The sequence below is a fragment of the Nocardia coffeae genome (assembly GCF_019890715.1).
GTDB classification, from domain to species: Bacteria; Actinomycetota; Actinomycetes; order Mycobacteriales; family Mycobacteriaceae; genus Nocardia; species Nocardia jiangxiensis.
Window position 1 is genome coordinate 75,467 of the sequence record NZ_JAINZY010000013.1, and the last position, 26,705, is coordinate 102,171.

The window sequence follows — 26,705 nt, forward strand, 5'->3', positions numbered from 1 at the left end:
CAGGCACACTCTAGGTAGTGGATCGATAGCGGTGATCCGGATGCGGGGGCATGGGCGAGTGCGACCAGTGAACTGTCGGGTGCAGCCGAACCTGCATGCTCACAGGGCGATTGAGCGTCGGCGAGGCGGTGGTGCACGGGTGTGCAATGCGCGATCGAGTCGTGCAGCCGGGCAGCGGCCCCGCGTGAGGACCACGGTCGGTGCGGGAGCAGCACAATGAGAATCCGCCCGCGGCAACAACTTCTGGATCTGTGGCATTCGTTGCTCGACTACTGCTATCCGGAGGGAACCTGGGTCTGGGGCGGCCGGGACGGATCCAACTCGATCAGCGATGCCGAACAGCTGCTGTGCCTGCTGTATCCCGCGACCTCATTGGATACCTTCCGGCTGGACAGGCCGGACGACATCGCGCCCGATGTAGCGAATGTGCTCGCGTCGTTCGGCAGTGATACCCGAATCGGCAGTGTCCTGGTCAATCTCATAGAGGAGTATCTGGCTCGCTATTCCGGCCCGGACGACGAGCCGAACTTCGCGATGGGCAGTTATCTGCGCGACGCCGGGGATCACACGCCCACCGACAACGAGCGATCGGTCGAGATCGTCGACTCGTATTCGATGTCGCTGAGTCTGTGTATCGCCGCTCTGCGGTTTCTCAAGGGATACGAGCAGTCGATGTCGGGGCTGCTGCGGGACGAGGCGAAGATCCAGTTCGAGAACCGGATGTCGACGTTGCAGCGACAGGTCGGCGCGCGACTCACCGCGGCGATGACGGGGCTGGTGCGTAGCTTCGTCATCCACACCACCGAACCGGAATCTGCGGCGGGACAAGCGATTCTGCACATGGTGAATCAGTCCGGCGTCCCGAACGCGGAGATCGTCCGGTCACTGTCGGCCCGGTTGGAGCAGTTGCGGGTCCGGGCGGCGAACGAGGTGCGGCTCGCCCAGACCGAGGTCTTCGATATCGCCAACGACCGCAGATTGTTCGAATGCGGCTGGGGCTGGGGCGTCGTTCGCAACGCCGCGTCGCTGACCGATATCGCCGGCGGGCACGTCGCCTCCGACAACGGCCACGCCGAACCACGGCCCTACCTGTACTTCACGATGGTCGCCCTGGACGGCATCATCGATCTGTCCTCCCAGCGTATTCGCGAACTGGATCTGCTCGACGCCACCCAGCGGCAGCTGGCCGACGCGCTGCAACTGCGCATGGAACTCGCGCAGACCTACTGGTCGACCGTGGCTCGCTTCGTCAACGAACGATGGCCGCTCGAGGACATCCCGTGGCGCACCTCCGACGGTGAGGAATCGGACTACTTCAGCCTCGTCGTCACCGCGATCCTCATTCAGGATCAGGTGACCCGCGACAGTACGGACGATCTGGAACGGACGGTCGGGGTCCTCGATCAGCTCGCACGCCGCGGCCGAATCATCAGTCGGCCGACCGTGGACGATCAGGCCGCACGCCTGCACTACCCGGGGGTTCGCCTGCGCCTGGCCGGCAGTGAGGACATCGACAGCGGTCCGCAATTGTCCTGGTACGTACCAGATTTCGCGACCCTCTTGCTCAAACGCACGGTGCAGGCGGCCCGCGTCGCGGTCGACGTGTCCGTTCGTGATCAGCTCATGGCTCTGGCCGAGGCCACCATGGACCACATCGATCAACGGGCCATTCAGGAAGGCCCGGCGACCGGTCTGTGGGACGACAGCGGCCCGGTGCTGGGCCTGCCTTCTCCGCTCCCGACCGATCGGCCGTCCTGGTTCCTCACCGAGCGAGTGATGGAATGCCTGGTCGGCGCCTACGACACCTTCCGTCGTCCGCCGCCCGCACCGCAACCGATGATCAATCGTGCCCAGGATCTGCTGCGCGAGGCCGACGATCTGCTCAACCGAGAGCGGCTCGAGGTCAGCGAGGACGACCAGTCGGCCAAGCGAACCGAGCTGGACCGGATCGAGCAGTCGCTCGACCGCGCCCGGCGGTTGTGGCGCCAGCGACCGGGCACCACGTTCAGTCTCGCGGTGCGGGCGCTGGAACAGCTCGATGAGCTGGCCAATGCCCGTGAGGATGCGATCCGGTGAGGGCGGCATAGTGCTGGTGTTCTCGACCTCCGACAAGGGCGGCACGGGTCGATCGGTGACCAGCTGCAATCTGGCCTACCGGCTGTGTCTGTCCGGCCGCACCGTCGCCTATGTGGACTTCGATTTCGGTTCGCCGACCGCGGGTGCGCTGTTCGAGATCAGCACGGTGGAGCGAGGTGTGGACCGCAACGGGGTGCATTCCTATCTGCTCGGCGAACACGATGCGGTGACCCGGGTCGACGTGGCTGCCGCCACCGATCGAGGGGGCCTGCGCCGCGGTCCGCGCCTGAGTCGGCTCATGCTGCTGCCGGGAGATCAGGGCGGGGCCGAATTTCTCAGTCGTGACCAGGCCATCGTGGATCGCTGTGCCCGATTGCTGCTCGAGTTGGAGCAGGAGTTCAAGGTCGTCATCGTCGATCTGAGCGCCGGACGGTCTGCGGCGTTGGAGATCGTGCTGCATGCCACCGCGACCGCACCACTCGCATCCCGCACGGCGCGCTGGCTGGTTTTCCATCGCTGGACCCGCCAGCACATCCTCGCCGCTTCCGGCTTGGTGCACGGTAAACACGGACTGCTCGAAATGGGTGAAGTCTACGGGCACAACCGCGACGAGTTGCTCGAATCGGTGCGCTATGTACGAACTGCGGTGTCCGGCAGAGCCGCACGAGCCGCCCAGCAGCGTCCCGCGCAGGTCGCCTGGCTGGACGAGCAGGACAAGGCCCTGAGACAGCTGGCCAACAACAACCGGCTCGGCACGACCGCCGTACTCGGCGAGACACCGATGGAACCCGTCCTGCAGTGGCGTGAGCAGATCATTCTCGACGCCGACGTCAATGCCCATATCGCCAATCCGGAAACCGGGTTGGCCTACGGTGAGCTGGCCCGGCGGCTGGTCGATCCGGCCACCTGGAGAAGGCTGTGATCGCATGGTCGATGGATACAGCGAGGCCTCGGAGCGCCCGAGCATCGCGCCGGTTCCGTTGTCGCACTTGTCGATCGAGGTCGGGCATTTCAAGCTGAAGACGATCGCCGACGACTCGGAAGCGCTGCGCCGAGAGTTTCGCCGCATCGCGCCCCTGGTGCAGGCGTTCTCCGAATCGGCGCGAATCCAGCACGGGCCGGATGCGCGGATCAGCACCTGTTATCTGGTCGACGACTATTTCCAGGCCGAGGAGGCGCCGGATTCGCACCCGTCGGATCCGGATGAAGCCTCGTCGCAGGCCGCCGACGGCAGTCCGTCGAAGAGTACGAAACGCACTCCGGCGAACATCCTGCCGCGACTGCTGGACGCCGCTCGGGACTGCGGGCTGGTCATCGATTATCTGGCCCGGGAATCGGCGTGTGCGCAGACCTCGGTATTCGCCGACGGCGTCCCGCTGGGCGAGCCGATTCCCCTGGCCGAAATGGTCGCCGCACGCATAGTCCCCGAGCCGGCTCTGGAAGATACCGGCGGACGCCCGCCCACATCGGAGTCCGGCTGGCTGTGCAACGGTCGCCGCTCCTCCTTGGCCGAGCCCGCACAGGCGATGCGCGAGCGGAAATACCGGCCGCCCAAGGTGTACAGCTCCAACGAGCATGCGATCTTCATCGATATCGAGTTGTGGAACGAGGACGACGAAGGGCGAACTCGCTGGTCCTGTCCGTTCTTGGCGGCGATCTGGCATCTACTGCGCCTGGGGATGCTGCGCTATCACGGTGCCGCGGTGGTCGATCCGCATCAGCAACCGTCGGATGCGCAGTGGCCGGCCAGGTGGCAGGATCTGCCCTCGGTGGTCCGGCTCAATCCGGACGCTCAGCCGTTCGCGGCCTATCAGACACTCTCGATGCTGCCCCGGCGCTATATGGAGATCGAGCACGCGGTCCGGGTGATTCTCGACCATCTCGACCTGGATGAGGATGTGTTCGCCCAGATCGCCGCAGTGGGGGTGACCGAGGGGATCGAGGTGTCGGCGAAGGTCGGCGAACGGCAGACGCACCTGCTGCTGGACGGATCGTGAGATGCCCTCATCCGCACCGTTGGTCGTCCTGGGCGAGGTGAAGACCTGCCTACTACCGTCGTCGACGGCCCTGGCCCGGGCAGAGGCCGGGGAACTGCTTGCGCTGATGCCCGGTCGCGACGTGGCCTGGCGCGAACGGCCCAGCTCCATCGCCATCTCGCCGACGACGGCGGTCGGCGTGGACTGCAACGTGCTGATGGATCATGTTGCCGCGCAACCGGATCCGGTCCGTGTGGTCGGCACGGTCGCCACCAGGGTGGTGCTGGCGGGCGGGCGGATCCTGCAGTCCTCGGCGCATACCCGGATCGTGCGAGGTGAGGATCACCGCCGTCGGCCGTGGTCGCACTACGTCAGTCGCAAGGGCGTCGCGGAGGAGATCCAACTCGTCGCGCCCGATCGACCGGCAGTGTCCGCTGCCATGGTGGCGGGCTATCACGGTGCCTCGGCTCGGGCCGACGTCGAGGACGTCCTGGATCTGGATTCGATCAGCCGCAGGCTGCTGGGCAAGATCCGCAGCGATCCACGCCTGGATCAGTCACCGCCGGTGCAGGGCGGCACTACGCGCCTGCGCTGGACCGCGGTCGTCGGCGGTTCGGCCGGACCCGATGTGCAGTTGCACCTGGACGACGAGACCGTCCGCTCGGTGCGCGTGATCGTGCGCAAGGAGTCCGATCTCGATGCGGTACAACGGTTCTGCGAGGATCTCGCGGCGCATGATTGGCTGCTCACCGTGGTCGGTGATGCACTGGACCAGGCCGACCATTTCGGCACGGTGAGCGCGGACCGGCTCGATATCCTCGAACCTCTGGTGCAGCATTTCAGCGGGCTCTGGATGCCCGGGGCGCATACGCCCGCGGCGCTGCGCGCGCTGTGGCGGGATCTGCAGGCCGATCCGGGGTTCACACGACAGTGGACCACGCTGCGCGATCGTCTGCGGGACAATATCTCGGTCGCCACACTGCATGCTTTGCGGCACAAGGATGTCGGCATGGAGTGGTGAAGGCGGCGCCACGCCGGGGGGATACGGTCAGCCCGGTCGGGGGTCCAGGCTGCGGGCGCGTTCTATGGCGTTGTCGACCATCGCCAGCGTGGGGCGCACGGATTCGAGTAATGCCGCGCCCGCTGGGGTCAGGCTGACCGATCGTGTGGTCCGGTCGAACAGCCGTACTCCCACATCGCGTTCGAGCTGCTGGATGATCCGGCTCAGCGCTTGCTGCGAGATGTACAGGCCGCGAGCGGCCGCCGAGTAGTTCAGCTTCTCGGCGACGGCCACGAAGTATCGCAGATGTTTCAGCTCCACACCCATATCGAGTCCGTGCAACGCACGAAGGGATTCGGCTATTTCCCGCGGACGTTACGAGATGGGATCGATGTGGCCGGACCAGCGGAGCCGGGCGAATTCGCCTGTGACGGCGCACGATCGGTTCGTCCGGGCGGTGATGAGATCTGTGCAACCGGGGTGCGCGTGGCGAGATCAGCGCTTAAAGTGGTTGGTGCGCAAGGGGTTTATCGGAGCGGTCGCGGGGGAACATGCCAGCGGCATACGGAGTCCACGCGACCGCCGTCGACGTGTTCGACTCGGCCTCAGGCGTGATCGAACTCGTGGTTGAACACACCGTCGTGGAAGGCGTCGAGTTCATCTTGATCGAAGACGAGTTCGACTTCGGTGTGTGCCGCATCCGACGACGTTGTCATGATGCGGAAGATGTACATGCCGTCGGTGCGCCGGGTGACGTTCAGCGGTGAACGGCCGCTGTCCCCGGCGCGCACGGCGGCCTGGTAGCTGTCGAACTGGGCATCGGTGAGCAGGAGCAGTTCACTGTCCGGCAGCGTCGTCGCCGCAGTGGTGGCGTCGGTGCTGCGCTTGTCGTCCCAGACGGCCGTCCACCCCTGCTTGCGGGCAATGCGGACGCAGTTCTGATTCGGGGAGCTGCGTGCGGCCTTGCGGAATTCGCCCACGGTGAAGGTAGGTAGCAGCGTCATCGGTGTCCCTTTCTACGGAGTAAAAACGCAGATACGCGGGACTAGCGGTCCCGCGTACCTACCAGGTGTATCTAACCCTTGTAACCAACCGCGGCGAAATTACACGGCCGCGCCGGATCCTGCGGGTCGCCGGGCTGCTCGGGCCGCCAGTCGGCCGCGTACACGATGCCCGGTTCGACCAGCTCGAAGCCCTCGTAGAAGGAGGCGAATTGTTCCCGGCTCCGCATCGTCGCCGGATCGGAGGTCTCGCGATACAGTTCGGCCAGCGCGGCCATCCGGGCGACGAGCTCCTCGGGCGCCTCGGACATGGACGCATGGCTCATGGCCACGTAGCTGCCCGTCGGCAGGGCGTCTCGCAACCGGGACATCAACTCCGCGGGGCGGTCGCTGTCCGGTACGAAGGGCCATACGCTCACGATGAGCAGACCGATCGGCTCGTCGAAGTCGATCAGCCGTCGAGTGTCGGGATGATCCAGGATGACATCGGGCAGGCGCAGATCGGCCTCGATGATCGCGGTGTGGTCGAGCGCATCCTGCTCGGTCAACAGTTCGTGGGCCCGGTTGACCGCCTCCAGGTCGTTGTCGACGTAGACCACCCGGCTCGCGGGATCCAGCGCCCCGGCCACCTCGTGAGTGTTGCCGACCGTCGGCAGACCCGAGCCGATGTCGAGGAACTGCCGGATTCCTTGCGCGACCATGAATTTCGTGGCGCGCTGGAGGAACTCCCGGTTGTGATGGGCCATCACGTCGAGATAGGGGATGGCCTGGAACACTCGCTCCCCGAACACCTTGTCCACATCGAAGACGGCCTCGCCGGACAGGTAGTAGTGGTACATGCGAGCGGCCGAGGGGCGGGTCGCATCGATCTCACGTGATTCGAAGTCCTCGGCACTCATCGCGCTGCCTCCCGTGACTCGGGCGCGGCCGGGGGACGGGCGTGTGCACACATGTGCCTTCTCCTCGTTGAGTGGTCGAATCTCGTTGAGTCGTCGAATTGTTCGCCGACAGGTTTGTCCGGCGAACTCGTGGTGGTGGATCTGCGCTTATGGGTTGTTGAACGTTTTGCGACGGAACGAGCGCGCGACGTGTTCGACGAACTGCCGCGAATCCTCGGCGCTCAGGGCTGCCGCGGACAGCCGTGACCACACGGCTTCGCGGGCGGTGACGGCCGGTTTGTCGTCGATATAGCGGATGTCGCCCTGACTTTCGACGATCGCCATGTCCAGATCGCCGGCCGCGCCGGGGGAGGGCACGCGGATCAGGGTGAACCTGTCCTCGGCGCCCGCACCCCGGGTGGTCACCGTGAAGGGCAGCACCTGGATCAGGATGTTGGCCCGTTTCGACAGTGCCAGAAGATGTTCCAGCTGTTCGACCATGACCGAACGTCCGCCGTATTCGCGGCGCAGGCAGGATTCGGACAGGATCGCATGGAACTCCGGCGGGCGTTGCGCCAGCAGGATCTCCTGGCGCGCCAGCCTGGCCTGCACCGATTCCTCCACGGTGACCGCGTCGAGATCCGGGTCGGGGGTGGCCTCGGGTTCGTGCAGTGCGCGAATGTAGGACTCGCACTGCAGAAGTCCGGGCATGATCTCGGCCTCGGCCACCCGCAGCAGACCGGCATGGGCCTCCAAATCCACCAGCAGGCGCAGGTCGTCGACGTAGGCGCGGCGGTAGCCGGTATTCCAGAAGCCGCGTCGATGATTGTCGCGGCGAAGCTCTTTCAGCGATTCGAGATAGGTCTCGTCGGTGAAGCCGAGCTCGGCGGCCAGGCGTTCGAGATCGCCGACTGTGATCGACCCCGTGCCGACGGTCAGCATGGCGATACGGCTCTGGCTGGTCTCGATGATCTTCGCGGCTTCGCTCTGGCTGACCCCGGCGGTGCTGAGCATGTGCTCGATCTCGCGGCCCAGCAGCAGTTTTCGTGCCGTGCGTAATCGTGTACCCATGGCGCATCGGCGCACCGGCGGAGCGCCTGAAACTCCTTCCGCGGCAACCACTTCCGGGGCCGAATGCAATCTTGCTGTAGCCCTCGCGTGATAATCACGCTAACATCTATCACGTTCAGATTATCATGTTTTCGGTATCACGGATGGTCTTGCCGGCCACCGGGATACACCTCGGCGGAGGGGGAGTCGGATGACGACGACCACGCAAATGTGTTCGGCACCTTGTCGATTCGGCGACGGGCGAGTATGTCGCGATGTCCCCGGTGAACTGACCGATCCGCTCGCGCGCCGAATCCTCGGCGTCGAACACGCGCTCACGTGCGCACGATGGCTCGATGCCGTGGCGTACCTCTCCGCAGGTCTGGACGACGACTGATATGGACATTTCACTGTGGCCGGCCGGTTGGCCGCACGAGGCTCCGGAGGGCCAGTTGACCGTCAGCGAGGCGCATCTGACGATGCAGCGGCATCGAGGCTGCCTGCGCGAGGAATGCCCCCGCAAGGGCGCCGCGTACCGCACCCTCGTCGAGGCCGGGCGGATCCGGCCCGATTCCACGCGCGAACGCTGAAACGACTTCGCCCGCAACATGATCGGACAGCACCCGAACCGTGATCGGATTCGGCCGGGTGCCCGGCGCCCGCCCCCTCGAGGCGGGCGCCGGACTTCTCGTCAGCTCCCGTAGGTGCGGGCGACCAGGGCCGAGCGCAGATACCACAGGCCGCTGGCCTGCGTGGGATCGAAACCGGTCAGCTGGCCGATCCGCTTGAGGCGGTAGTCGACGGTGTTGGTGTGCACGTGCAGCAGCCGGGCGGTGCGCTGGCGGTTGAGGTTGTGCGCGATATGGGTCTGCAGGGTGTCGAGCAGTTCGGCGTGCTCGTCCAGCGGGTCCAGCAGTGAGCCGAGATATTCGCGGCCCGGACCCGGCCGGGTCAGCTGATACTCCAGAGCCAGATCGTCGAATCGGTACAGTCCCGGCACCGACTGCAACCGCTGCACCATGTCCAGCAGCTGATGCGCCTGATCGGCGGCGGTGGGGATCTCCGCGGACGCGGTGGTGACGACCGCGGCGGTGACCGGAACCCTGGCGGCGTGCGAGAGTCGGCCGACGAGCTTCTCCAGGCCCTCGTCGTCGAACTGCTCGGCCGGAATCAGCAGAGTGCCGCCGTCCACCGACAGCAGCGACAACAGGGATTCGCCACAGCGCAAGGCCAATTCGGCCTGCACGCGCCGAAGTTTGCGCCGCGCCACCACTTTCGAGTCCAGCATCGGGCTGGCTTCTTCGGGATGCGGCGGAATCGCCACGGCGATGACGCGGTACCGCTCGGCGATCTCGATCCCGCATTCGCGGGCCATCGTCGAGGTCGGATGCCCGCCCAGCAGCGCCGAAGTGAGCGTGTGCACCGCGGTGTGATGTTCGCTCACGACCGCCTTGAGCTCGCGGACGTAGGCCACCGAGACGGCGGTGGTCATCGTGTCGAGCATCTCCACCACGCGCTTGGCCCCGTCCACGAGGTTCTCGTAGTCGGCGGTGTTCAGGGTGAGCATCGGTTCGCTCCCGGCCTCGGCGCCGAGCGACTGATGCCGCACCGCCGCGCCCGTGACCAGATCCAGGCCGATCTTGAAACCCTCGTGGATGGCGTGATGGATGGTGTTGATGGGTACGCCCTCGCGTGCCCACTGGCCGGCGGCGTCCTCGAGCCGCTCGGTCTTGGCGCGCACGTCCTTGCCGTCCAGCATGCTGACAGCCAGCTCCAGGCAGGTGCGCGTGATGGTGGTGACGTCGCCGTAGATCGCGTCGCCGGGTAATGTCCCGCACGGTGCTACGTTTTCGACGAAGTGGCCCACCATCTGTCGCGATAGCGCCCAGACGTCCTTGAGCGGTAGCGACATCGGCCGCCCCGACATGGTCAGTCCCGGCCGGTCCGGAGTGGTGACAGACATTGGCGAACTCCCTTCCACCCCCGCGTTACTGCCCTGCCATGTCACCGTAATTGTTTCGAGATTCCGTATGGCAGTTTTCCTGCACCATCGTGATGTTTGGGAATGTGGTACTGCGCGTTCATAGTGATCGATCACAGTACTGGCCGGTAATCGAGGGCTCGGCGGAGTTCGCGGCGAGTACGGCCATGCGGCGTGGTTGATCTTGGTGATCTGCGCCGCATTCTCGGTGTTCGCGGAACTCGTGCGGGTAACCCGGGCGTTGCCTCGACGGTGCCACGCCGTTGTGGCGATGGTGCCGCACTCTGTCCGGGTACATGGTGAGGCGGCGGTATGAACGATCACACCCGCGGGACGGCCGGGCGACGCCTGGCCACGCTACTACGGTTCGCGGCGGCGGTCCTGACACTCGCGGCCGTTCCGGTACTGGCGCCGGTGTCCGCCGGCGCGGCACAGGTTCCGGCCTCCTCTGCGGACGGATCGCATATCGACCACACGGTGAACGTCGATGCCCGGCGGGCCACGGTCTACGTGCACTCCGCGGCGATGAACCGGGTGATCGCGCTGGATGTCATCCGCGCGGCCGACACCAGCGTCCCGCGGCCCACGCTGTATCTGCTCGACGGCGCCGAGGACGGGATCGGCTGGGGCGGCAAGGAGACCTCCTGGGAGACCCAGACCGATCTGATCCCGTTCACGGCGGACAAGAACGTCAACGTCGTCACCGTGCTCGACGGCCGGTACTCCTACTACACCGACTGGCAGGCCGACGATCCGGTGTTGGGGCGCAACAAGTGGACCACCTTCCTGACTCGCGAGCTGCCGCCGATCATCGATGCCGCGTACGGCACGTCGGGGCGCAATGCCATTGCGGGCGTATCGATGTCGGCCACCTCGGCCCTGGCGCTGGCCGAGGCCGCGCCGGGTTTGTACGGGGCCGTGGGCTCGTTCAGCGGATGCGCGCAGACCAGCACCGATCCCGGTCGGCGCTACGTGCAGGCCGTGGTCGCCTCCGGCGGCGGTAATCCGTGGAACATGTGGGGTCCGGACGGCTCACCCGGCTGGGCGGCCGACGATCCGTCGACCGATGCGAACCTGACCCGGTTGCGCGGGCTGGACCTGTACCTCAGTGCGGGCACCGGCGGCCCGGATACGGCCGGGGTTACTCCGCCCGCGGGCGGGATGCTGGAGTCGGTGGTGGCGAACTGCACGCGCAAGTTGCAGGCCCCGACCACCCGGTTGGGTATACCGGCAACCTTCCAGTACGTGCCTGGCGGTCAGCACTCGTGGCCCTACTGGCAGCAGTCACTGCATGCGGCCTGGCCCGGATTCGCGCGCGCATTGGGCATCTGACGGGCCCGGAGCATGTCCTCGGGCAATGATTCGGCCCATCCGGGGCGCCGTTCGTGTCGAATACCTGATCAGATGTTCGGCGGGTGCGGCAGCTGATGCCGCACCCGTATCCGCGCCACAACCGGCGCATATCACCCTCGCGAGACGGAAAGGTCCCCGGCAATGATTCCGCATTTCCTCGATCTGCTCGGCTCCACGATCTCCACCTTCCTCACCAAGCTCCTGCTGCCCTGAACTGATCGGCCGGGGCGGGGCCGTCCTGCCCGCGACGGGGGAGTCGATCCACTGGAATACCGTGTACCGCGGTCGAATTCGAGCTACCGGCCAGCAGCCTCGGGTCCATCGTCACCTCGATCGACTCGAAAAAGCCGGAGCCGCCCGAACATTCATCACGCTGGTCGCTGGAATGTCTTGTCGCGGATCGGACTTATCGCGGGCTCGTCGACCCCGTCCCCGGCCGTCATGTCGATACTGTGCAACACCCAGCGATTCGGCCCCGCGGCTTTGGCCCGATACAACCCCGCGTCAGCGGCATCGAGCAGTTTTTCCGCGTCCGCTCCGGATACCGGTGTCACCACCGCGCCGATACATGCCGAAATGGTGAGTCGATGTTCGTCGACCGGTATCGGTTCGTCCAGCGCACCCAGTAACGCCTCGGCGACCGTCGTGATCCGCGTCTCATCGCACGGCGGCGGGAGTAGCACGACGAATTCGTCCCCGCCGACGCGGGCCAGGGTCGCATCCCCGATTCGCTCGGCCAATCGCGTCGCCACGGCGACGAGCAGCCGGTCTCCGACGCCGTGGCCGTACGTGTCGTTGACGGTTTTGAATCCGTCCAGATCAATGAAGCCCAGTCCGATTCGATCGTCCGGATCGGCGTCGGCGATGATCCGCGACAACGTTTCCACCAGCTGACGCCGATTGGACAGCCCGGTCAGCGGATCGTGCCGCGCCTGGCGATGTAATTCGGCCTGCAGCGCGCGGCGCTGGGTCGTGTCCTCGCCGACCACCAGCAGATAGGCCGCGCGCCCTGCGGATGCCGGAACCAGCGTGATCGCCCAGGACACCCAGCCGCCGGTCTGGTCGGAGCGCAGATATCGCACTTCCAGCCGCACGGTGCCGGACCCGGCGGCCATGAGCTCGTCGAAGACGCGTGATTGCACCTGGTCGTGATCGTCCGGATGCACCAGATCCCACACCGGTAGTCCGCGCAATTCCGGCAGGGGGCGGTCCACCATGGCGGCCAGTGCCGGATTGGCCTCCACGACCCGGCCGTTGGTATCGCCGATCCCGATGGCGATCGCTGCGTTGTCGAATACGACACGGAATCGAGCTTCGGCGGCGATACGGGCATCGGACATCGCCCCTTGCAGCATCTCCTGATGCCGTGCGCGGATGGCGAGCAATTCGTCGGTGTACCCGCGCGCCATCTCGCCGAGGACCGGAATCAACCGTTCCTCGTGCGGGCCGATCAATGCGGTGAGTCCGCTCAGCACGCGGGCCGAACGGGACAGTACCCGCGGATCGGTCAGATTCGCGTGCACCAGTGCGGCGCCGACCGCAGCGGCGTCCTGGGGGTCGAAGAATTCGCAGGTGAGCGTGGCAATCAATCGATCGAGCAGATCGGCGAGCAGTTGTTCGAGTTCGCGGTCGGACATCGGCACGAAACCGGTATCGACGACCGCGTCACGCCACCGGCGGGCGAGTTCCGCGATGCGGTGATCTCGTGTCAAACCCACCCCCGCTCGATCCGACGCTGCGACTTGCGGGAACGGCGTGGCGCCGCACCGGAATCCTAGGCTACCGGAAACCATCGAGCCCCGGCGGTCGCGTGACCACCGGGGCTCGGGAGAAACGTCGAGCGTGGGACTACTTGTTGGCTTTGTGATAAGCGGCGACGATCTCGGAGGAAATTCGCCCGCGGGCCGACACGTTGTAGCCGTGTTTCTTGGCCCATTCCCTGATGGCGACGGTTTGCTCGCGATCCGCGGCCGACTTCGAGCGCGAGGTGCTGCCCGCCTTCAACCGGCCGACCTTGCGGGCCTTATCCGTCCAGGCTTCGAGCGAGCCCCGCAGCTTGCCGGCATTCAACGTGGACAGATCGATTTCGTAGGCCACACCATCGATCGAGAACTGTACGGTTTCATCCGCTTTGGACTTCCCGTCGTAATCGTCGATGAGTGTGACGGTGACCTTCTTGGCCATCACTGAGCCCTTTCGCACGGACACGGATCAACTCGGATTGCATATACCGTACCGCATTACCTGTGAATGCAGCGAATCCAGCGCTATTCGGCGCGTTTGCGGTACCGGAATGCGGCTAAAGGTATTGAACAATCCCACGGTGCTGGAATTGTCCGGGGTGTGGGCATTCGGATATGTGAATCCTGTGAGCCCTCACCATCGTGACGCCCCGCGACGATGCGGATGCCCAATGTTCGCCCCTGTTCCGGGATGGAACCGCGGCGGTGGTGCCCACGCGTGCGGGATATTTGCCGAATGCGGTATTCGTGGGGTTCGAGAGAGCGGTGCCGAGATCAGTGTTCGAGCAGTCGCTGTAACAGCGGAATCGCGGCGAGCAGCGCATTCTGGTCCGCACGGGTCAGTTCGGTCGCCATCGCCTGAGCCAGCCAGTCCTCCTTGGCGCTGCGCGCGGCGGCGAGTTGCTGTCCGGCCGTATCGGTGATCGATAGCAGTACCTGCCGCTGATCGGTCGGATGCGGACTCCGGGAGACCAGGCCGCGTTCCTCGAGCGCGGCCAGGGTGACCCGCATCGACTGCGGTCGGACGTTCTCCGCGCGGGCCAGCGCGGCCACGGTCGCGGGACCGTCACGGTACAGCCGGCTCAGGACCACACCTTGGGACGGGGTGACCTCCATGCTCGAGTGCGCCGCCCGCAGCCTGCGCAGGATACGGCTCAGGGCGACCCGCAGATCGGCGGCCGATTCGGCCAGTTCACTCGCGGATCGGGCGTCGGTCGGCGCGGTGGCGTCCTGCGGTTCCTCGGTCACGAATCCAGTATGAAATATGGTGTTCGACCCGCGAACGACAGCGGCCGGGCGGCCCACCGCGCAGTGCGATGGGCCGCCCGGCCGTCACTCGGTCGATCCGGGGCGGTGATTGGATTGCCGAGCGGGCTACCCGCCGATCTGCTGAACGATCTTGACCGCGACCAGGATGACCGCGAGGGCCAGATAGCCGCGCAGGGCGATCATGCCCGCCATCCGCAACGGCGAGAAGTTCGGGCGTTCGAGGGTTTCCAGTGCCGGGGTGCGCCAGGCGTCGCGATCTGCCGTCAGGATCGACCTGCGCTCCTGGCGGGACAGCGGCGTGGAGTCCAACTCTTCGACCTGGTCGGGGTCCAGGCCGCCCAGTTCCGCGGCGGTTCGCTCGATTCCGCGGCGCTCGCCTCGCTGCCGGGTGACCGCGAGGCAGACTCCGCTGAGCAGCCCGATCGCCGCGCCCGCGCCGAACCCGAGCTCGAGGCTCGCGGTGGACAGGTGCGGGAAGAAGGTCGCCGTGGTCAGGGCCAGCGACAGCAGTACCAGCGCCCACACGATGATGCCCGCGACGATGTTCTGCCGGGTGGTGTTGACCCACGGCCCCAGTACCGCTTTGTCATTGCACAGCAGAACCAGGAACACCGTGGCCGAGGGCAGCAGCACACCGGCCAGGGCCTGCACGCCCTGGGTCAGCAGGCCCAGTACGTGGTCGGGGCTGAACGCCACCGCAGCGGCGGCGGCCAGCAGCAACGCGTATCCGATGTAGAAGGCCGGGGCCTCGCTCATCTTCCAGTGCAGCGAGTGTCGCTTGCCGAGCGTGTCGCCCAGGGTGTACGTGGTCGCCAGGCCGACGGCATTCGCGCCGATCAGTGATGCGTCCAGCAGCAGGATCGCGAACATCGCCCCGACCGTGGTGCCCAGATGTGCGGACAGTCCGTGCGCGACGGCACCGGCGTCGGAGAACGCACCCCGATCGGCCGGGCCCAGACCGAAGGAGGCGGCCGCCATGATCACGACCGCGCCGATCATCACCACGACGATCCCGACCCACAGGTCCACCCGCTCGTAGCGGATCCAGCGCGGGGTGATGCGCTTGTCGACGATGTTGGACTGCTGGAAGAACAACTGCCAGGGTGCGACGGTGGTGCCGACGATGGCGACGATGATCAGCAGCAGAGTCGAGTTCAGCCCGCCCGGGAACGACGGGAGCAGGCCGCGGACCGTGGTCGATGCGCTCGGGTGCACCATGAATGCCAGCGGGAACATCACGACGTTGATCGCGATGAGGGTGAACAGGAACCGCTCCCAGCGCCGGAACGAACCGCCCGCGACCACCGCGAACAGCAGTACCGCGGCCACCGGCACCGACACCCGCCTGGGCAGCCCGAAGTAGCCGAGAGCCATTGAGACACCGATGAATTCGGTGACGATGGTCAGCGCGTTGACGATGAACAGATCGCCCACGCTGAACGCGCCCCAGAACTTGCCGAACCGCGCGAAGATCAATCGTGCGTGGCCGACCCCGGCGACCGCGCCGAGCCGCACCACCATCTCCTGGTTGACGTACAGCACCGGAATGAGCAGTACGAGCGTCCACATCAGGGCCATGCCGTAGTTCTGCCCGGCCTGCGCGTACGTGGCCATGCCGCCGGCGTCGTTGTCACCGACCATCACGATGAGACCGGGGCCGATGACGGCGAGCAGCATCCGGAAGCGCTGCAGGCGGCTGCGTCCCTCGGCGGTGTCGTGCCGGCGGATGGTGCCCAGCGCGCCGACGATATCGCCGACGTGTGCGCTGTCGAGCACGGCGGTCGAGGAGTCGGCCGGTACCGGCGTGGTGCCGGCGCGGCGGGACGCGCCGTTGGAGAAGAAGGCCATGGCCTTTCCCTCTCTTCCTGAAATATGTTGTTGTACTGCGTATTTCGCGGCCGTGACGTCGATGGCAGGACGCGCGGTGGCCTGGCTCAGGCGACGTCTACCGGTGGTTGGTGTGGCCGCCGAGGGATGCGGTGACGACCGCGGGCGGGATGTGTGCGAGATGCAGGTTGTGCCGCTCCTGCGGCGTGAGGTCGTAGCGCGCGCGGATGCGGCGAACCGATTCGCCCAGGACGCTCCGTAAGGCGGTGCGGCGGGGGGAGGTGATGGTGCGGATCATGACGTGCTCCTTGCGGAATTTCAACCACCGCAAGGGAATCCGGGCAGCCCCGGACGCACGGAGACATGCATCGACTCGACCGCGCGGAAGGATACGCGGGGATGTCGATGGCTTATCTACGTGTCGCTCGGGCTGCGGGGAAGTTGCAGCAAGTTGGGAACGAAACGGGTTGTCGACCCGGACTCGGATACGGACTATCGTCGGATTTCATCTCGTCCCTCACCTCCTTGCTGCCGGGACGCACGCGCACGTCGTTGCTCGATCGTCTGCACCACGATGGCCGAAGGGAGAAGCCCTGCCCGAAACGGCGAGGCGGCACCCCTCTCGTCAGAGCTTCGGCACTGTACGACGTATCCCGGACCGGGAAGCCACTTCGGATCACCCCTTAATCCGGGAAGATCTGTCCTAACCCTGGGCGTCTCTCGACGTCGTCGGATCAGTGGCCTGTGTTCGTACAGGAGCCTCGCCTAGCGAGGTGCTGACCCGGAAATATTCGACTCTTCGACTCGAGAAGTCAAGTCGTCCGGGCTGTGACGGCGGGATTTCGAAGCCCTTGCATACATAGTGATGTGTGCATATTATCGCAGGAGAAAGATCGTCTACGCCGGAAGGAGACCGGATGGGGGCCGCGCACGCGGGGCACGGGCACGACCACGCGCACAGTCATGTGCACGCGAATTCCGAGAGCGATCGACGCTGGCTCGCCGGAGCGCTGGCGGTGATCGCGGCGTTCATGCTCGCCGAGGTGTTCGTCGGCATTGCGGCAGGTTCGCTGGCACTGCTCTCCGACGCTGCGCACATGTTGACCGATGCGGCCTCCATCGCGTTGGCGCTCTGGGCGATCCGCCTGGCCGCACGGCCGGCCGCTGGACGGATGACCTTCGGCTGGAAACGCGTCGAGATTCTCTCGGCGCAGGCCAACGGGATCACCCTGCTGCTGCTGTCGGTGTGGCTGGCCTACGAGGCCGTCCGCCGCCTGCTGTATCCGCCCCAGGTGACCGGCGGCCTCGTGCTCGGCACGGCGCTCGTCGGTGTTGTGGTGAATCTCCTTGCCACCTGGATGATTTCGCGTGCCAACCGGACCAGTCTCAATGTCGAGGGCGCCTATCAGCACATCCTCACCGACCTGTTCGCCTTCATCGCGACCGCGGTCGCCGGCGTGGTCATCGTGCTGACCGGATTCGTCCGCGCCGATGCGATCGCCACGTTGGTGGTCGTCGTGCTGATGCTGCGAGCCGGTGTCTCCCTGGTGCGCGCCTCGAGCCGGATCTTCCTCGAAGCCGCTCCCGCAGACCTGGATCCGACCGAGATCGGGCAGGCGATGGCGGCCCGGGACGGTGTGGTCGAGGTACACGATCTGCACATCTGGGAGATAACCTCGGGTTCGCCGGCGCTGTCGGCACACGTTCTCGTGGAGGCCGGGCGGGACTGCCATGCCGTGCGCGAGGATCTGGCGCACTGGCTCGATGACGAGCATCACATCGGCCATGCCACATTGCAGGTCGAGCATGCGCGTCCCGAACTGATCGCCCTCGGCGCGCCGCCCGAGCCGCAATGCACCGATGCGCACGGGCAGGCGCATCTGAGCCCGAAGACGTTGCGCCACTGATCCGTTCGGCGCGGTGGTGATCCGTCGCGCCGAGGCGGCATCAGATCCTTCCGTGGCTCGGGCGCCGCTGTCCGGCGACCGGTGCGTCCAGGCTCGCCGCCCTCGTCTGGTCGGCGATGGGCGCGGGAGCATACTGGCTGCCGTGGGATGGATCGAGACGCCGCTGACCATGCAGTCCGTATTCGAATCCTGGCGCTGGGATACCTCGACGGTCGTGGTGACCGCCGCGCTGGGTGCCGGATACTGGGCGGCTCGCGCCCGCGCGGCACGCCGCGGCACGGCGATTCCCGGTGGGCGGCTGGCGGCCTTCGGGCTGATGGGCCTGGCGATCTGGCTGCTGAGCGGGATCAGTGTCGTCGGGGTCTATTCCGATACGTTGATGTGGGTGCGGGCGCTGCAGACCCTGCTGCTGCTGTACGTGGTGCCGTTCGGGCTGGCCAGCGGACGTCCGTTCACGGTGTTGCGGGAAGCGCTGGGCCCGGAGGGACAGGCCCGGCTCGACCGGATCCTGGAATCGAGCATCGCCCGTGCGGTGACCTTCCCACTCGCGCCGTCACTGGCGATGCTGGCCGTGCCGTGGTTGCTTTTCCTGAGTCCCTGGTACGAGATCGTGCTGCGACACGGCGCGGCGGACGCGGTCACCCGGATCGTGCTGGTGGTCATCGGATTCGTCTACTTCTACTCGCGACTGCAGACCGATCCGGTGCCGCACCGCTATTCGCAGGGCTTGTCGCTGTTGATCACGATCTTCGAATCGCTCGCCGACGGCGTCCTCGGCATCGTGCTGTGGTGGGGGCCGCTGGTGGCGCTCGACTACTACACCGAGGTCGGGCGGACCTGGGGACCGGACCTGCGGATGGATCAGACCATCGCCGCGGGCATCATCTGGGTGCTCGGCGATGTGCTGGGGCTGCCGTATCTGCTGGCCCTGATGCGTTCGTGGGCCTCGGACGAGCGGCGCAAGGCCGCCGAGGTGGATGCCGAACTGGATGCGGCAGAGGCTGCCGCCGCGCCCGCGGCACCCGCCCGGCGGCAGAAATTCAGCCGATCAGGTCCGGAGACCGGGGGAGCCGACGCGGTGCAGAGCGGGTTGTGGTGGGAGAGCGATCCGCAGTTGCGGCAGCGCTTCGGCCGCTGAAACGCGAACTGCCGTGCCACCGAAGTAGCACGGCAGGCGCTGGGGCGACCTCAGATCTTGCGGATGACGGTGACGACCTTGCCCAGGATCTGCGCGTCGTTACCCGGAATCGGTTCGAAATGCGGGTTGTGCGGCATCAGCCAGACGTCCTTGCCGGTGCGCTTGAACGTCTTGACGGTGGCTTCGCCCTCGATCATCGCCGCGACGATATCGCCGTTGTCCGCGACGTTCTGCTGACGCACCACGACCCAGTCGCCGTCGCAGATCGCCGCGTCGACCATCGACTCACCGACGACCTTCAGCAGGAAGAGCGAACCCTCGCCGACCAGCTCGCGGGGGAGCGGGAATACGTCCTCCACCGCTTGCTCGGCCAGGATCGGGCCACCGGCGGCGATCCGGCCCAGCACCGGAACGTAGGTGGGTGTCGGCTGATCGCCGGACTCGGATTCGCTCGGCACCGCGTGCAGTGTGGTCACGCCGGTGACCGCGCGCATCGCCGTCTCGTCCAGACCGCGTACGTCCACCGCGCGGGGACGGTTCGGGTCGCGCCGCAGATAGCCCTTGCGCTCGAGGGCGCGCAGCTGATGGGCGACCGAGGATGTCGAGGTCAAACCGACCGCATCACCGATCTCGCGGATGCTCGGCGGATAACCGCGCTCGCTGACCGAGGTGCGGATGACCTCCAGCACCCTGCGCTGGCGGGCGGTGAGATCCGTTCCGGTGCCGGGTGTTTCGGCGCTCTCGTCGGCGCCGACGGGACCGGCCGTGTCGTCGCGGTCCTCGGCTCTGCGCTCGTTCACGACCGCACCTCGCCGATGCTCGGTCGGGCGTGCGCGATGCGCGCGGTGTCCGTGGTTGCCTCGCTGCGCTCACTCACGGTCGTGGTCCTCCCGTTCATGGGTGTGCTTCGTCCTCCTCGGGTCGTGCGCCGACGCTCGGCCACCGCGTCGGTCTGATCCGCTCGTACCGGCCTGCGCCGGATCGCGTGCTCCGAATGTAGTCCGGTCTCGGCCAGGTTTCAAACATCTGTTCGACGCATGTCGCGGATGGTGGTGACTTTGTCGGTGGCGCGTGGTAGAAATCGAACATCAGTTCTTCGAACACATGATCGAAAACCGGAAATCGATCCAGCACACCGCCCCCGGAGGTCCGTCCGATGCGCACCACGATCAGCGAAATCGAAATCACCGCAAGCGATTCGGGGTTCGACACCGTTATGCCCGGTCACCGGCCACGGGCGGCCGGAGTGGGCCGCCGGGAGGTGCGCGCCGGTCGATTACGCACCGCTCGACCGCCCTCCGGGGTCATGCGATACGACCGGCCGCCGGTCCGGTTCGCTGAGACGCCGCATCCGCAGGCCCGGGTCGAGCAGGCGCGGATCGGATTCGCGGCGTTGGCGCTGGCCGCCCTGCTCAGTGCGCTGGCGGTCGGTGGCCTGCTCGGGATCGCTCAGTTGCGCGCGGGTGCGGCGCCGAGTCCGACGACGACGGTCGTCCAGGTGCACGAGGGCGAGCCGCTGGCGGAGGTCGCCGCGCGGGTGGCGCCCGGGGTCCCGGTGCGCGAGACGGTCGATCGGATCGTGCAGCTCAACTCGCTACGGGGCGCGCAGGTCGCCACGGGCGGGACACTGATCGTGCCGACATCCGGGCGGTAGTGTTCCGTGGGCGGTGGCGGCGTCGACTCCGCATCCGAACCCTGGCGAGCCGACAGGTATCCTCGACAGTGCTGTGTAGATACAGCATGGCTATGGACGACTGCAGGCATCGACGAAGGAACTCGGATGCATTGCCCATACTGTCGGCACCCGGACTCCAGGGTGGTCGACTCGCGTGAGGCCGAGGAAGGCACCGCCATCAGGCGCCGTCGTGCCTGCCCGCAATGTGGGCGACGGTTCACCACCGTCGAGAACGCCATTCTATCGGTGGTGAAACGTAGCGGGGTGACCGAGCCGTTCAGCCGGGAGAAGGTGATCCGCGGCGTGCGGCGTGCCTGCCAGGGCCGCGAGGTCGACGACGATGCGCTCAACCTGCTCGCTCAGCAGGTCGAGGATGCGGTGCGCGCCACGGGATCTCCGGAGGTCCCCAGTCACGAGGTCGGCTTGGCGATCCTCGGTCCGCTGCGCGACTTGGACGAGGTCGCCTACCTACGCTTCGCCTCGGTCTACCGATCCTTCAGCTCCGCAGACGATTTCGAGCACGAGATCGCCGATCTGCGCCGCCGTCGCGCCGAACAGGCGCGCGAGGAGGAGCCGGTTCCCGCGGGTAAGGACTGAACCCGCGGCGGATTACTTCTCCAACAACGCTTTCAGGGCTTTCAAGTCGCGTCGCACCCAGTCGCTGTCCGCGTCGAACTGCTCGTCGTCCACGTCGGGCAGCCGAAACAGCGTGAACGCGATGGTCGTTCCGTCGCCGTTGCGCATGGCGCGCAGCGGGATGTGCACCACGGATCCGTCCGGCAATCGGACCTGGTGATCGGCCACCCCGTACGGGTTGGGTGGGCTGAATCGAACGAAGGCCGTGCCCTGCGGGGCGGCCGCGATCCACTCGCCGGGCTCCGCGCCGGTACTCGGCGAGCCCGGTTCGATACCGGACGACAGACCGGTCGCCCAGCGCGGAAAATTGAGTGGATCGGCGAGAAAATCCGCGACCTCGTCGAACGATCGGTCGATATCGATGGTGATAGTGCGCACCGGGTAGGTCACCGCACCACGATACGTCGGTGCTGGTCGGTCGCGGGGTGGATGTGAGCCCGGCCCGACCATCACGGAACCGGTCCACGCCAGGCGATCACACTCGAGTTGTGCCACCTCGGCCCGATCCGCCGAGGTTCGGATGCGCCCTGCGGGTTGGTGCTGTCATGAGCCGGGGCGGCGGTCGGACGACGTGATCGACCTCAGTGTGCGCGGCGGGTGACCGGTGTGGTGCGGACCGTGGTGATGGCTCGTTCGATTCGTTTGGCCGACACCGGATATGGCGTGCCGAGTTGCTGAGCGAAGAGGCTGACGCGCAGTTCCTCGATCATCCACCAGATTTCGGTGACGTCGCGGCCCGTGCGGCGTGCCTCGGGCAGGGCCTCGAGCAGGCGCTGGTAGGCGGCGTGCACGCGGTCGAGTTCGGCCATGCCCTGGCGGTCGCGGTTCGCCGAGGCAGGTAGCGCCTCCAGACGCGACGCCGCGGCCTGCAGGTAGCGGGGCAGCTCACGCAGGCGGGCACTGCCGAATTCGGTGACGAATCCGGCGAAAACCAGGTCGTCGAGCTGATGGCGGACATCCTCGGCGATCTCGCGATCGGTGGTGCCGGCCAGTGCGCTGCGCACGTGGTGGGCCTGAGTCAGGACCGGGACCACCAGACGCACGATGCGGGCCACCGCGGTGCCGAACTGCGGGCGGATCCGCTCGACCAATGCCGTGAATTCCTCGGGAGCCCGGACCGGGCCGCCATTCTCGGCGATCAGCTCGTCCGCGGCGCAGGCCCGGCAGTCCTCGATCAACGCATCCAGCGAGCCGGACGGATTCTGGCTCAGCGCAAGGCGATCGGTGGGGGACAGCCCGGCCGTGGCCGCGCGAGCCGAGGCGGGCAGCTGATTCAACAGCAGCACGCGGGTGCCGGTGCGCATGGCGGCGGCCTGCGCGGCCGGCGAGGCCAGCACTCGCACCGCGACGCCCGCACCCTCGGGAACCAGCGCCGGATAGCCGGTGATGGTCTGTCCGCCCACCTCCCGGCGGACCGAGGGCGGCAGCGCGCCCAGCGATTCGGAGGTCCACACCGTGGCGGCGGGGCGTTCGGCGGCGGCGGTGGCCCGCGCGACGGATTTCGAGACCTGGTCGGACAGCCGGTTCTTCAGCGCTGCCAGATCCTTGTCGCGGTCCACCACGGTGCCATCGGGCGCCGTGGCGGCGAAGGTCATCCGCAGATGGTCCGGTAATGCCGCGGGATTCAGATCCGCGGGCCGGACTGTGAACGAACCGAGCCGGGACAGTTCCCGGGCCAGCCCGGTCCGCAACGGTTCGGCGCGCGGGGTGAGCTGCGCCAGGGCCGCGCGGGCGAAGTCGGGTGCCGGAACCACGCTGCGGCGCAGATGTTTCGGAAGCGTCTTGATCCATGCCGCCGCGAGGTCCTCGCGCATCCCCGGCACCAGCCAGTCGAAACCGACCGCCCGGATGTGCGCGAGCTGGGCGACCGGGATGTGCGCGGTGACACCGTCGTCGGCTTGCCCGGGTTCGAACTGGTAGGTGAGCGGGAAACTCAGCTCGCCCTGCCGCCAGCTGTCCGGGTACGCGGTCGGATCCAGCACGGCCGCATCGTCGTTCACCACCGTCGACGCGGTGAAGTCCAGCAGGTTCGGATTCTCGCGTCGCTGTGTGCGCCACCAGCTGTCGAAATGCCGGACCGAGACGATGTCCGCGGGAACCCGCTCGTCGTAGAAGTCGAACAGCACCTGATCGTCGACCAGGATGTCGCGTCGGCGCGCTCGATGTTCCAGATCGGCCACGTCCTCCAGCAATTCGCGATTGCGGGCGAAGAATTCGTGCCGAGTCTGCCATTCGCCCTGGACGAGGGCATGTCTGATGAACAACTCGCGGGAGAGCTCGGGGTCGATGCGGCCGAAATCCACGCGCCGCTGCACGACCAGCGGGATTCCGTACAACGTCACCCGTTCGTACGCCGCGGCCGCGCCCCGTTTGGTGGACCAGTGCGGTTCGGAATACGTGCGTTTGACCAGATCACCGGCCAGTCGCTCGGCCCATTCCGGCTCGATCCGTGCCGCGGTGCGCCCCCACAGCCGCGAGGTCTCCACCAGTTCGGCCGCCATCACCCACCGCGGCGGCTTCTTCGCCAGTGACGACCCGGGGAAGATCATGAACTTGGCATTGCGCGCCCCGAGGAACTCCCGCGTCTCCGCCTCACGAACCCCGATATGCGACAGCATGCCCGCCAGCAGCGCCTGATGAATCGACGTCACATCCCACGGCAACCCATCCGATTCCGGTGCGCTCGCGGGCGGTGCATCCGCCTGTCCGGCCCGCTGCACGGCGGTCCGTTCACGCCCGGATTCGGCTGTGCCGTTCCCGGATTCGCGCCTGCTGCCGGATCGGCCGCGACGACTCGAGCCGCCACCACGCTCCTGGGATGCGGATTCGTCACCGCGGGAACGAGATCCGCGGCCCCGCACGGCTCCGTCGCTTCCTCCGGCCTGGTCGCCGGGCTGCGTTCCGCGTCCGTTGCGGGTGGATTCGGCTCGGTCGGAACGGGATTCACCGTTGCTGGACCGCTTGTCGTTCCCGCGCCCGGCGTCGGATGCGGAGCGCTGGTCTCGTTCGGACGGCTTGCCGCGTTCGGTTGCCCGATCTCGCCCCGGGGCAGCGGCTCCCGCACCCCGCTGGCCTCGAGCATCGGATAGTGTTGCGATGCCGTCGGATTCGACGTTGGGACGATCGGTGTCCGGATGCCAGCCCAGGCTGCGGGTGATGGTGCGGAGTTGGCCGTGCAGGTCCTGCCATTCGCGGATGCGCAGGTAGTGCAGGAACTCGTCGCGGCACATGCGGCGGAACTGGTTGGAGGACAGTGCCTTTCGCTGTTCTCGCAGGTAATCCCAGAGGCGTAGGTAGGACAGGAAGTCCGAGCCCTCGACGGTGAAACGCGCGTGTTGGGCGTCGGCGGCCTGCTGATGTTCGACCGGACGCTCGCGGACGTCCTGGATGGACAGGGCGGCCACGATGATGAGCACCTCGGCCAGGCAGCCGCCGCGCTGTGCCTCGACCAGCATGCGCGCCATCCGCGGATCCACCGGGATCTGCGCCATTTCGCGGCCGATCGGGGTCAGCGCCAGGGCCGTGCCGGATGCCGAGCCCGCGCGGCCGCGATCCTCGCGGTGGGTCAGCGCGCCGAGTTCCTCGAGCAGTGCGATGCCGTCGCGGATGGCGCGGGAATCGGGCGGCTCGACGAACGGGAAGCTCTCGATATCGCCCAGTCCCAGGGCGGTCATCTGCAGAATGACCGCGGCCAGATTGGTGCGCAGGATCTCCGGTTCGGTGAATCTCGGACGGGATTCGAAATCGTCCTCGGAATACAACCGGATCGCGATGCCGTCCGCGACGCGGCCGCATCGGCCCGACCGCTGCCGCGCCGAAGCCTGGGAAATTGGCTCGATCGGCAGCCGTTGCACCTTGGTGCGCAACGAATATCGCGAGATGCGCGCGGTGCCCGGATCGATGACGTAGCGAATGCCCGGCACGGTCAGCGAGGTCTCCGCGACATTGGTCGCCAGCACCACGCGTCGCCCGGTGTGCGGTTCGAACACCCGATGCTGCTCGGCCGCCGACAACCGGGCGAACAGTGGCAGGATCTCGGTCCGCGGCAGCCGTATATCGCGCAATGTGTCGGCGGCATCACGGATTTCGCGTTCCCCGGACAGGAAAACCAGGATGTCCCCGTCTCCCTCGGCGAGTAGTTCACGCACCGCGTCGCCGATGGCGTCGGTCGGATCCCGGTCCACGATCTCGGTGTCCTCGTCGTCGAGATCCTCCGAGGTGACCGGAATTTCGAGCGACAGCGGCCGGTACCGCACCTCCACCGGAAACGACCGCCCGGAGACTTCCACGATCGGCGCGGCCGCGCTCGAGTCCGCAGGGCCCGCACCGTCGTTCCGACGCGGTGGCGATTCCCCGGCGTCGTGGGACGCGGTCTCGCGCCGATCGGCTTGCTGCGCTGCCGAATCGGAGTCCGGGGTCGCAGTGCCCTCGGCGGTCGATGCCGCACCGTCGACGGAATCCTCGCGGCCGGAAGGTGTCTGCGTGCCGAAATGCCGGGCGAACAGTTCCGGATCGATGGTGGCCGAGGTGATGATGACCTTGAGGTCCGGGCGCTTGGGCAGTAGCTGTTTCAGATAGCCGAGCAGGAAATCGATGTTGAGGCTGCGTTCGTGCGCCTCGTCGATGATGATCGTGTCGTAGCGGCGCAGCATCCGGTCGCGCTGGATCTCGGCGAGCAGGATGCCGTCGGTCATCAGTTTGACCAGGGTGCGGTCGGAGGCCTGATCGGTGAAACGGACCGTATAGCCGACCACGTCACCGAGTTCGGTGCCCAGCTCCTGAGCGATGCGCTCGGCCACGGTGCGGGCGGCCAGGCGCCGCGGCTGGGTGTGGCCGATCGTGCCGCGGATGCCGCGGCCCAGTTCCAAGCAGATCTTCGGGATCTGGGTGGTCTTGCCCGAGCCCGTCTCACCGGCGATGACGACCACCTGATGTGCCGCGATGGCCGCGGCGATATCGTCTCGGCGCGCCGAGACGGGCAGTTGTTCGGGATAGCGGATCTGCGGAACCGCGGCGCGACGGGCCGCGATACGGCCCTCGGCGGCGGTGATCTCGTTCTCGATGTCGGCGAGGTCGCCGCCACGGGCCTTGTCGAGCCGTCGCCGTAACCGGTGTTCGTCGCGGATCGAGAGTTCGGCCAGGCGGGTACGGAGCTCGCGTGGTGTGGCGGCGGTCCTGGTCATTGCGTCCTCCAGC

The 26,705-nt window shown here is 66.8% G+C and carries 23 protein-coding genes and 1 riboswitch; of the genes, 10 read left to right on the forward strand and 13 right to left on the reverse strand.

The window, feature by feature from the left end; translation table 11 throughout:
- The first annotated feature begins 216 nt into the window (after nucleotides 1-216).
- Genes K7711_RS35555 through K7711_RS35570 form a run of 4 tightly spaced genes read left to right on the forward strand, consistent with a single transcriptional unit; the run spans nucleotide 217 to nucleotide 5,073 of the window.
- A complete protein-coding gene (locus tag K7711_RS35555; protein WP_222975236.1) occupies nucleotides 217-2,076 on the forward strand; it encodes an SCO2524 family protein in 1,860 nt (619 codons plus the stop codon).
- The gene (locus tag K7711_RS35560; RefSeq protein WP_235748293.1) at nucleotides 2,051-2,998 is read left to right on the forward strand and encodes an SCO2523 family variant P-loop protein; all 948 of its coding nucleotides are present in this window, start codon (nucleotides 2,051-2,053) and stop codon (nucleotides 2,996-2,998) included. The genes K7711_RS35555 and K7711_RS35560 overlap by 26 nt, the downstream gene beginning before the upstream one ends.
- Before the next feature lie 4 nt (nucleotides 2,999-3,002).
- Nucleotides 3,003-4,073 carry an SCO2522 family protein gene (locus tag K7711_RS35565; protein ID WP_222975238.1) on the forward strand — a complete coding sequence of 357 codons (1,071 nt, stop codon included), beginning with the start codon at nucleotides 3,003-3,005 and terminating at the stop codon, nucleotides 4,071-4,073.
- A gap of 1 nt (nucleotide 4,074) precedes the next feature.
- A complete protein-coding gene (locus K7711_RS35570; protein ID WP_222975241.1) occupies nucleotides 4,075-5,073 on the forward strand; it encodes an SCO2521 family protein in 999 nt (332 codons plus the stop codon).
- A gap of 27 nt (nucleotides 5,074-5,100) precedes the next feature.
- On the opposite strand, the gene K7711_RS35575 is transcribed toward K7711_RS35570, so the two are convergent.
- The 4 genes from K7711_RS35575 to K7711_RS35590 all read right to left on the reverse strand — a co-directional run bounded on the left by K7711_RS35575 (nucleotide 5,101) and on the right by K7711_RS35590 (nucleotide 8,002).
- Complete coding sequence (locus K7711_RS35575; RefSeq protein ID WP_222975242.1) at nucleotides 5,101-5,379, reverse strand: LysR family transcriptional regulator; 279 nt, start codon at nucleotides 5,377-5,379, stop codon at nucleotides 5,101-5,103.
- A gap of 278 nt (nucleotides 5,380-5,657) precedes the next feature.
- Nucleotides 5,658-6,056: a hypothetical protein gene (locus tag K7711_RS35580; RefSeq protein ID WP_222975244.1), complete on the reverse strand. Its 399-nt coding sequence runs from the start codon at nucleotides 6,054-6,056 to the stop codon at nucleotides 5,658-5,660.
- 71 nt (nucleotides 6,057-6,127) lie between these two features.
- On the reverse strand, nucleotides 6,128-6,952 hold the full coding sequence (locus K7711_RS35585; protein ID WP_222975247.1) for an SAM-dependent methyltransferase: 825 nt from the start codon (nucleotides 6,950-6,952) through the stop codon (nucleotides 6,128-6,130).
- A gap of 147 nt (nucleotides 6,953-7,099) precedes the next feature.
- Nucleotides 7,100-8,002: a helix-turn-helix domain-containing protein gene (locus tag K7711_RS35590; protein ID WP_222975249.1), complete on the reverse strand. Its 903-nt coding sequence runs from the start codon at nucleotides 8,000-8,002 to the stop codon at nucleotides 7,100-7,102.
- A 377-nt stretch (nucleotides 8,003-8,379) separates the two neighbouring features.
- Between K7711_RS35590 and K7711_RS35595 the strand changes: the two genes are divergently transcribed.
- Complete coding sequence (locus K7711_RS35595; protein WP_040823819.1) at nucleotides 8,380-8,571, forward strand: hypothetical protein; 192 nt, start codon at nucleotides 8,380-8,382, stop codon at nucleotides 8,569-8,571.
- Between the two features lie 101 nt (nucleotides 8,572-8,672).
- On the opposite strand, the gene K7711_RS35600 is transcribed toward K7711_RS35595, so the two are convergent.
- Nucleotides 8,673-9,944, reverse strand: a complete 1,272-nt coding sequence (locus K7711_RS35600) for a PucR family transcriptional regulator (RefSeq protein ID WP_222975251.1) — start codon at nucleotides 9,942-9,944, stop codon at nucleotides 8,673-8,675.
- 330 nt (nucleotides 9,945-10,274) lie between these two features.
- On the opposite strand from K7711_RS35600, the gene K7711_RS35605 reads away from it, so the two are divergent.
- Entirely contained in the window at nucleotides 10,275-11,294 is a 1,020-nt protein-coding gene (locus K7711_RS35605; RefSeq protein ID WP_222975253.1) for an alpha/beta hydrolase, read from the forward strand.
- 389 nt (nucleotides 11,295-11,683) lie between these two features.
- Here K7711_RS35605 and K7711_RS35610 read toward each other — a convergent pair whose 3' ends face one another.
- From K7711_RS35610 to K7711_RS35630, 5 genes are all read right to left on the reverse strand, one after another.
- The gene (locus K7711_RS35610; protein WP_222975255.1) at nucleotides 11,684-13,033 is read right to left on the reverse strand and encodes a sensor domain-containing diguanylate cyclase; all 1,350 of its coding nucleotides are present in this window, start codon (nucleotides 13,031-13,033) and stop codon (nucleotides 11,684-11,686) included.
- A 130-nt stretch (nucleotides 13,034-13,163) separates the two neighbouring features.
- Nucleotides 13,164-13,499, reverse strand: coding sequence for a histone-like nucleoid-structuring protein Lsr2 (locus K7711_RS35615; RefSeq protein ID WP_040823809.1), 336 nt, complete (start codon nucleotides 13,497-13,499; stop codon nucleotides 13,164-13,166).
- A gap of 332 nt (nucleotides 13,500-13,831) precedes the next feature.
- A complete protein-coding gene (locus K7711_RS35620; protein WP_222975257.1) occupies nucleotides 13,832-14,305 on the reverse strand; it encodes a MarR family winged helix-turn-helix transcriptional regulator in 474 nt (157 codons plus the stop codon).
- A 126-nt stretch (nucleotides 14,306-14,431) separates the two neighbouring features.
- Entirely contained in the window at nucleotides 14,432-16,174 is a 1,743-nt protein-coding gene (locus tag K7711_RS35625) for an NRAMP family divalent metal transporter (RefSeq protein ID WP_222975260.1), read from the reverse strand.
- A gap of 97 nt (nucleotides 16,175-16,271) precedes the next feature.
- Nucleotides 16,272-16,451, reverse strand: coding sequence for a hypothetical protein (locus K7711_RS35630; protein WP_222975262.1), 180 nt, complete (start codon nucleotides 16,449-16,451; stop codon nucleotides 16,272-16,274).
- Between the two features lie 312 nt (nucleotides 16,452-16,763).
- A riboswitch (M-box (ykoK) riboswitch) is annotated at nucleotides 16,764-16,933 on the reverse strand.
- Nucleotides 16,934-17,070: 137 nt separating this feature from the next.
- Between K7711_RS35630 and K7711_RS35635 the strand changes: the two genes are divergently transcribed.
- Together K7711_RS35635 and K7711_RS35640 are read left to right on the forward strand one after the other, a co-directional pair.
- Nucleotides 17,071-18,060: a cation diffusion facilitator family transporter gene (locus tag K7711_RS35635; protein ID WP_222975264.1), complete on the forward strand. Its 990-nt coding sequence runs from the start codon at nucleotides 17,071-17,073 to the stop codon at nucleotides 18,058-18,060.
- Between the two features lie 169 nt (nucleotides 18,061-18,229).
- The gene (locus tag K7711_RS35640) at nucleotides 18,230-19,198 is read left to right on the forward strand and encodes a cytochrome c oxidase assembly protein (RefSeq protein WP_222975541.1); all 969 of its coding nucleotides are present in this window, start codon (nucleotides 18,230-18,232) and stop codon (nucleotides 19,196-19,198) included.
- Nucleotides 19,199-19,248: 50 nt separating this feature from the next.
- Here the strand turns inward: K7711_RS35640 and lexA are convergent, their stop codons facing one another.
- Nucleotides 19,249-19,998 carry a transcriptional repressor LexA gene (gene lexA / locus K7711_RS35645; protein ID WP_308015101.1) on the reverse strand — a complete coding sequence of 250 codons (750 nt, stop codon included), beginning with the start codon at nucleotides 19,996-19,998 and terminating at the stop codon, nucleotides 19,249-19,251.
- 356 nt (nucleotides 19,999-20,354) lie between these two features.
- On the opposite strand from lexA, the gene K7711_RS35650 reads away from it, so the two are divergent.
- Together K7711_RS35650 and nrdR are read left to right on the forward strand one after the other, a co-directional pair.
- Nucleotides 20,355-20,852: a LysM peptidoglycan-binding domain-containing protein gene (locus K7711_RS35650; RefSeq protein ID WP_222975266.1), complete on the forward strand. Its 498-nt coding sequence runs from the start codon at nucleotides 20,355-20,357 to the stop codon at nucleotides 20,850-20,852.
- A 126-nt stretch (nucleotides 20,853-20,978) separates the two neighbouring features.
- Nucleotides 20,979-21,470, forward strand: a complete 492-nt coding sequence (gene nrdR, locus K7711_RS35655; protein ID WP_040823795.1) for a transcriptional regulator NrdR — start codon at nucleotides 20,979-20,981, stop codon at nucleotides 21,468-21,470.
- A 12-nt stretch (nucleotides 21,471-21,482) separates the two neighbouring features.
- On the opposite strand, the gene K7711_RS35660 is transcribed toward nrdR, so the two are convergent.
- Both K7711_RS35660 and hrpA read right to left on the reverse strand, forming a co-directional pair.
- Entirely contained in the window at nucleotides 21,483-21,899 is a 417-nt protein-coding gene (locus K7711_RS35660) for an SRPBCC family protein (protein ID WP_222975268.1), read from the reverse strand.
- A 191-nt stretch (nucleotides 21,900-22,090) separates the two neighbouring features.
- Nucleotides 22,091-26,692: an ATP-dependent RNA helicase HrpA gene (gene hrpA / locus K7711_RS35665; protein WP_235748294.1), complete on the reverse strand. Its 4,602-nt coding sequence runs from the start codon at nucleotides 26,690-26,692 to the stop codon at nucleotides 22,091-22,093.
- Between the last annotated feature and the right edge of the window lie 13 nt (nucleotides 26,693-26,705).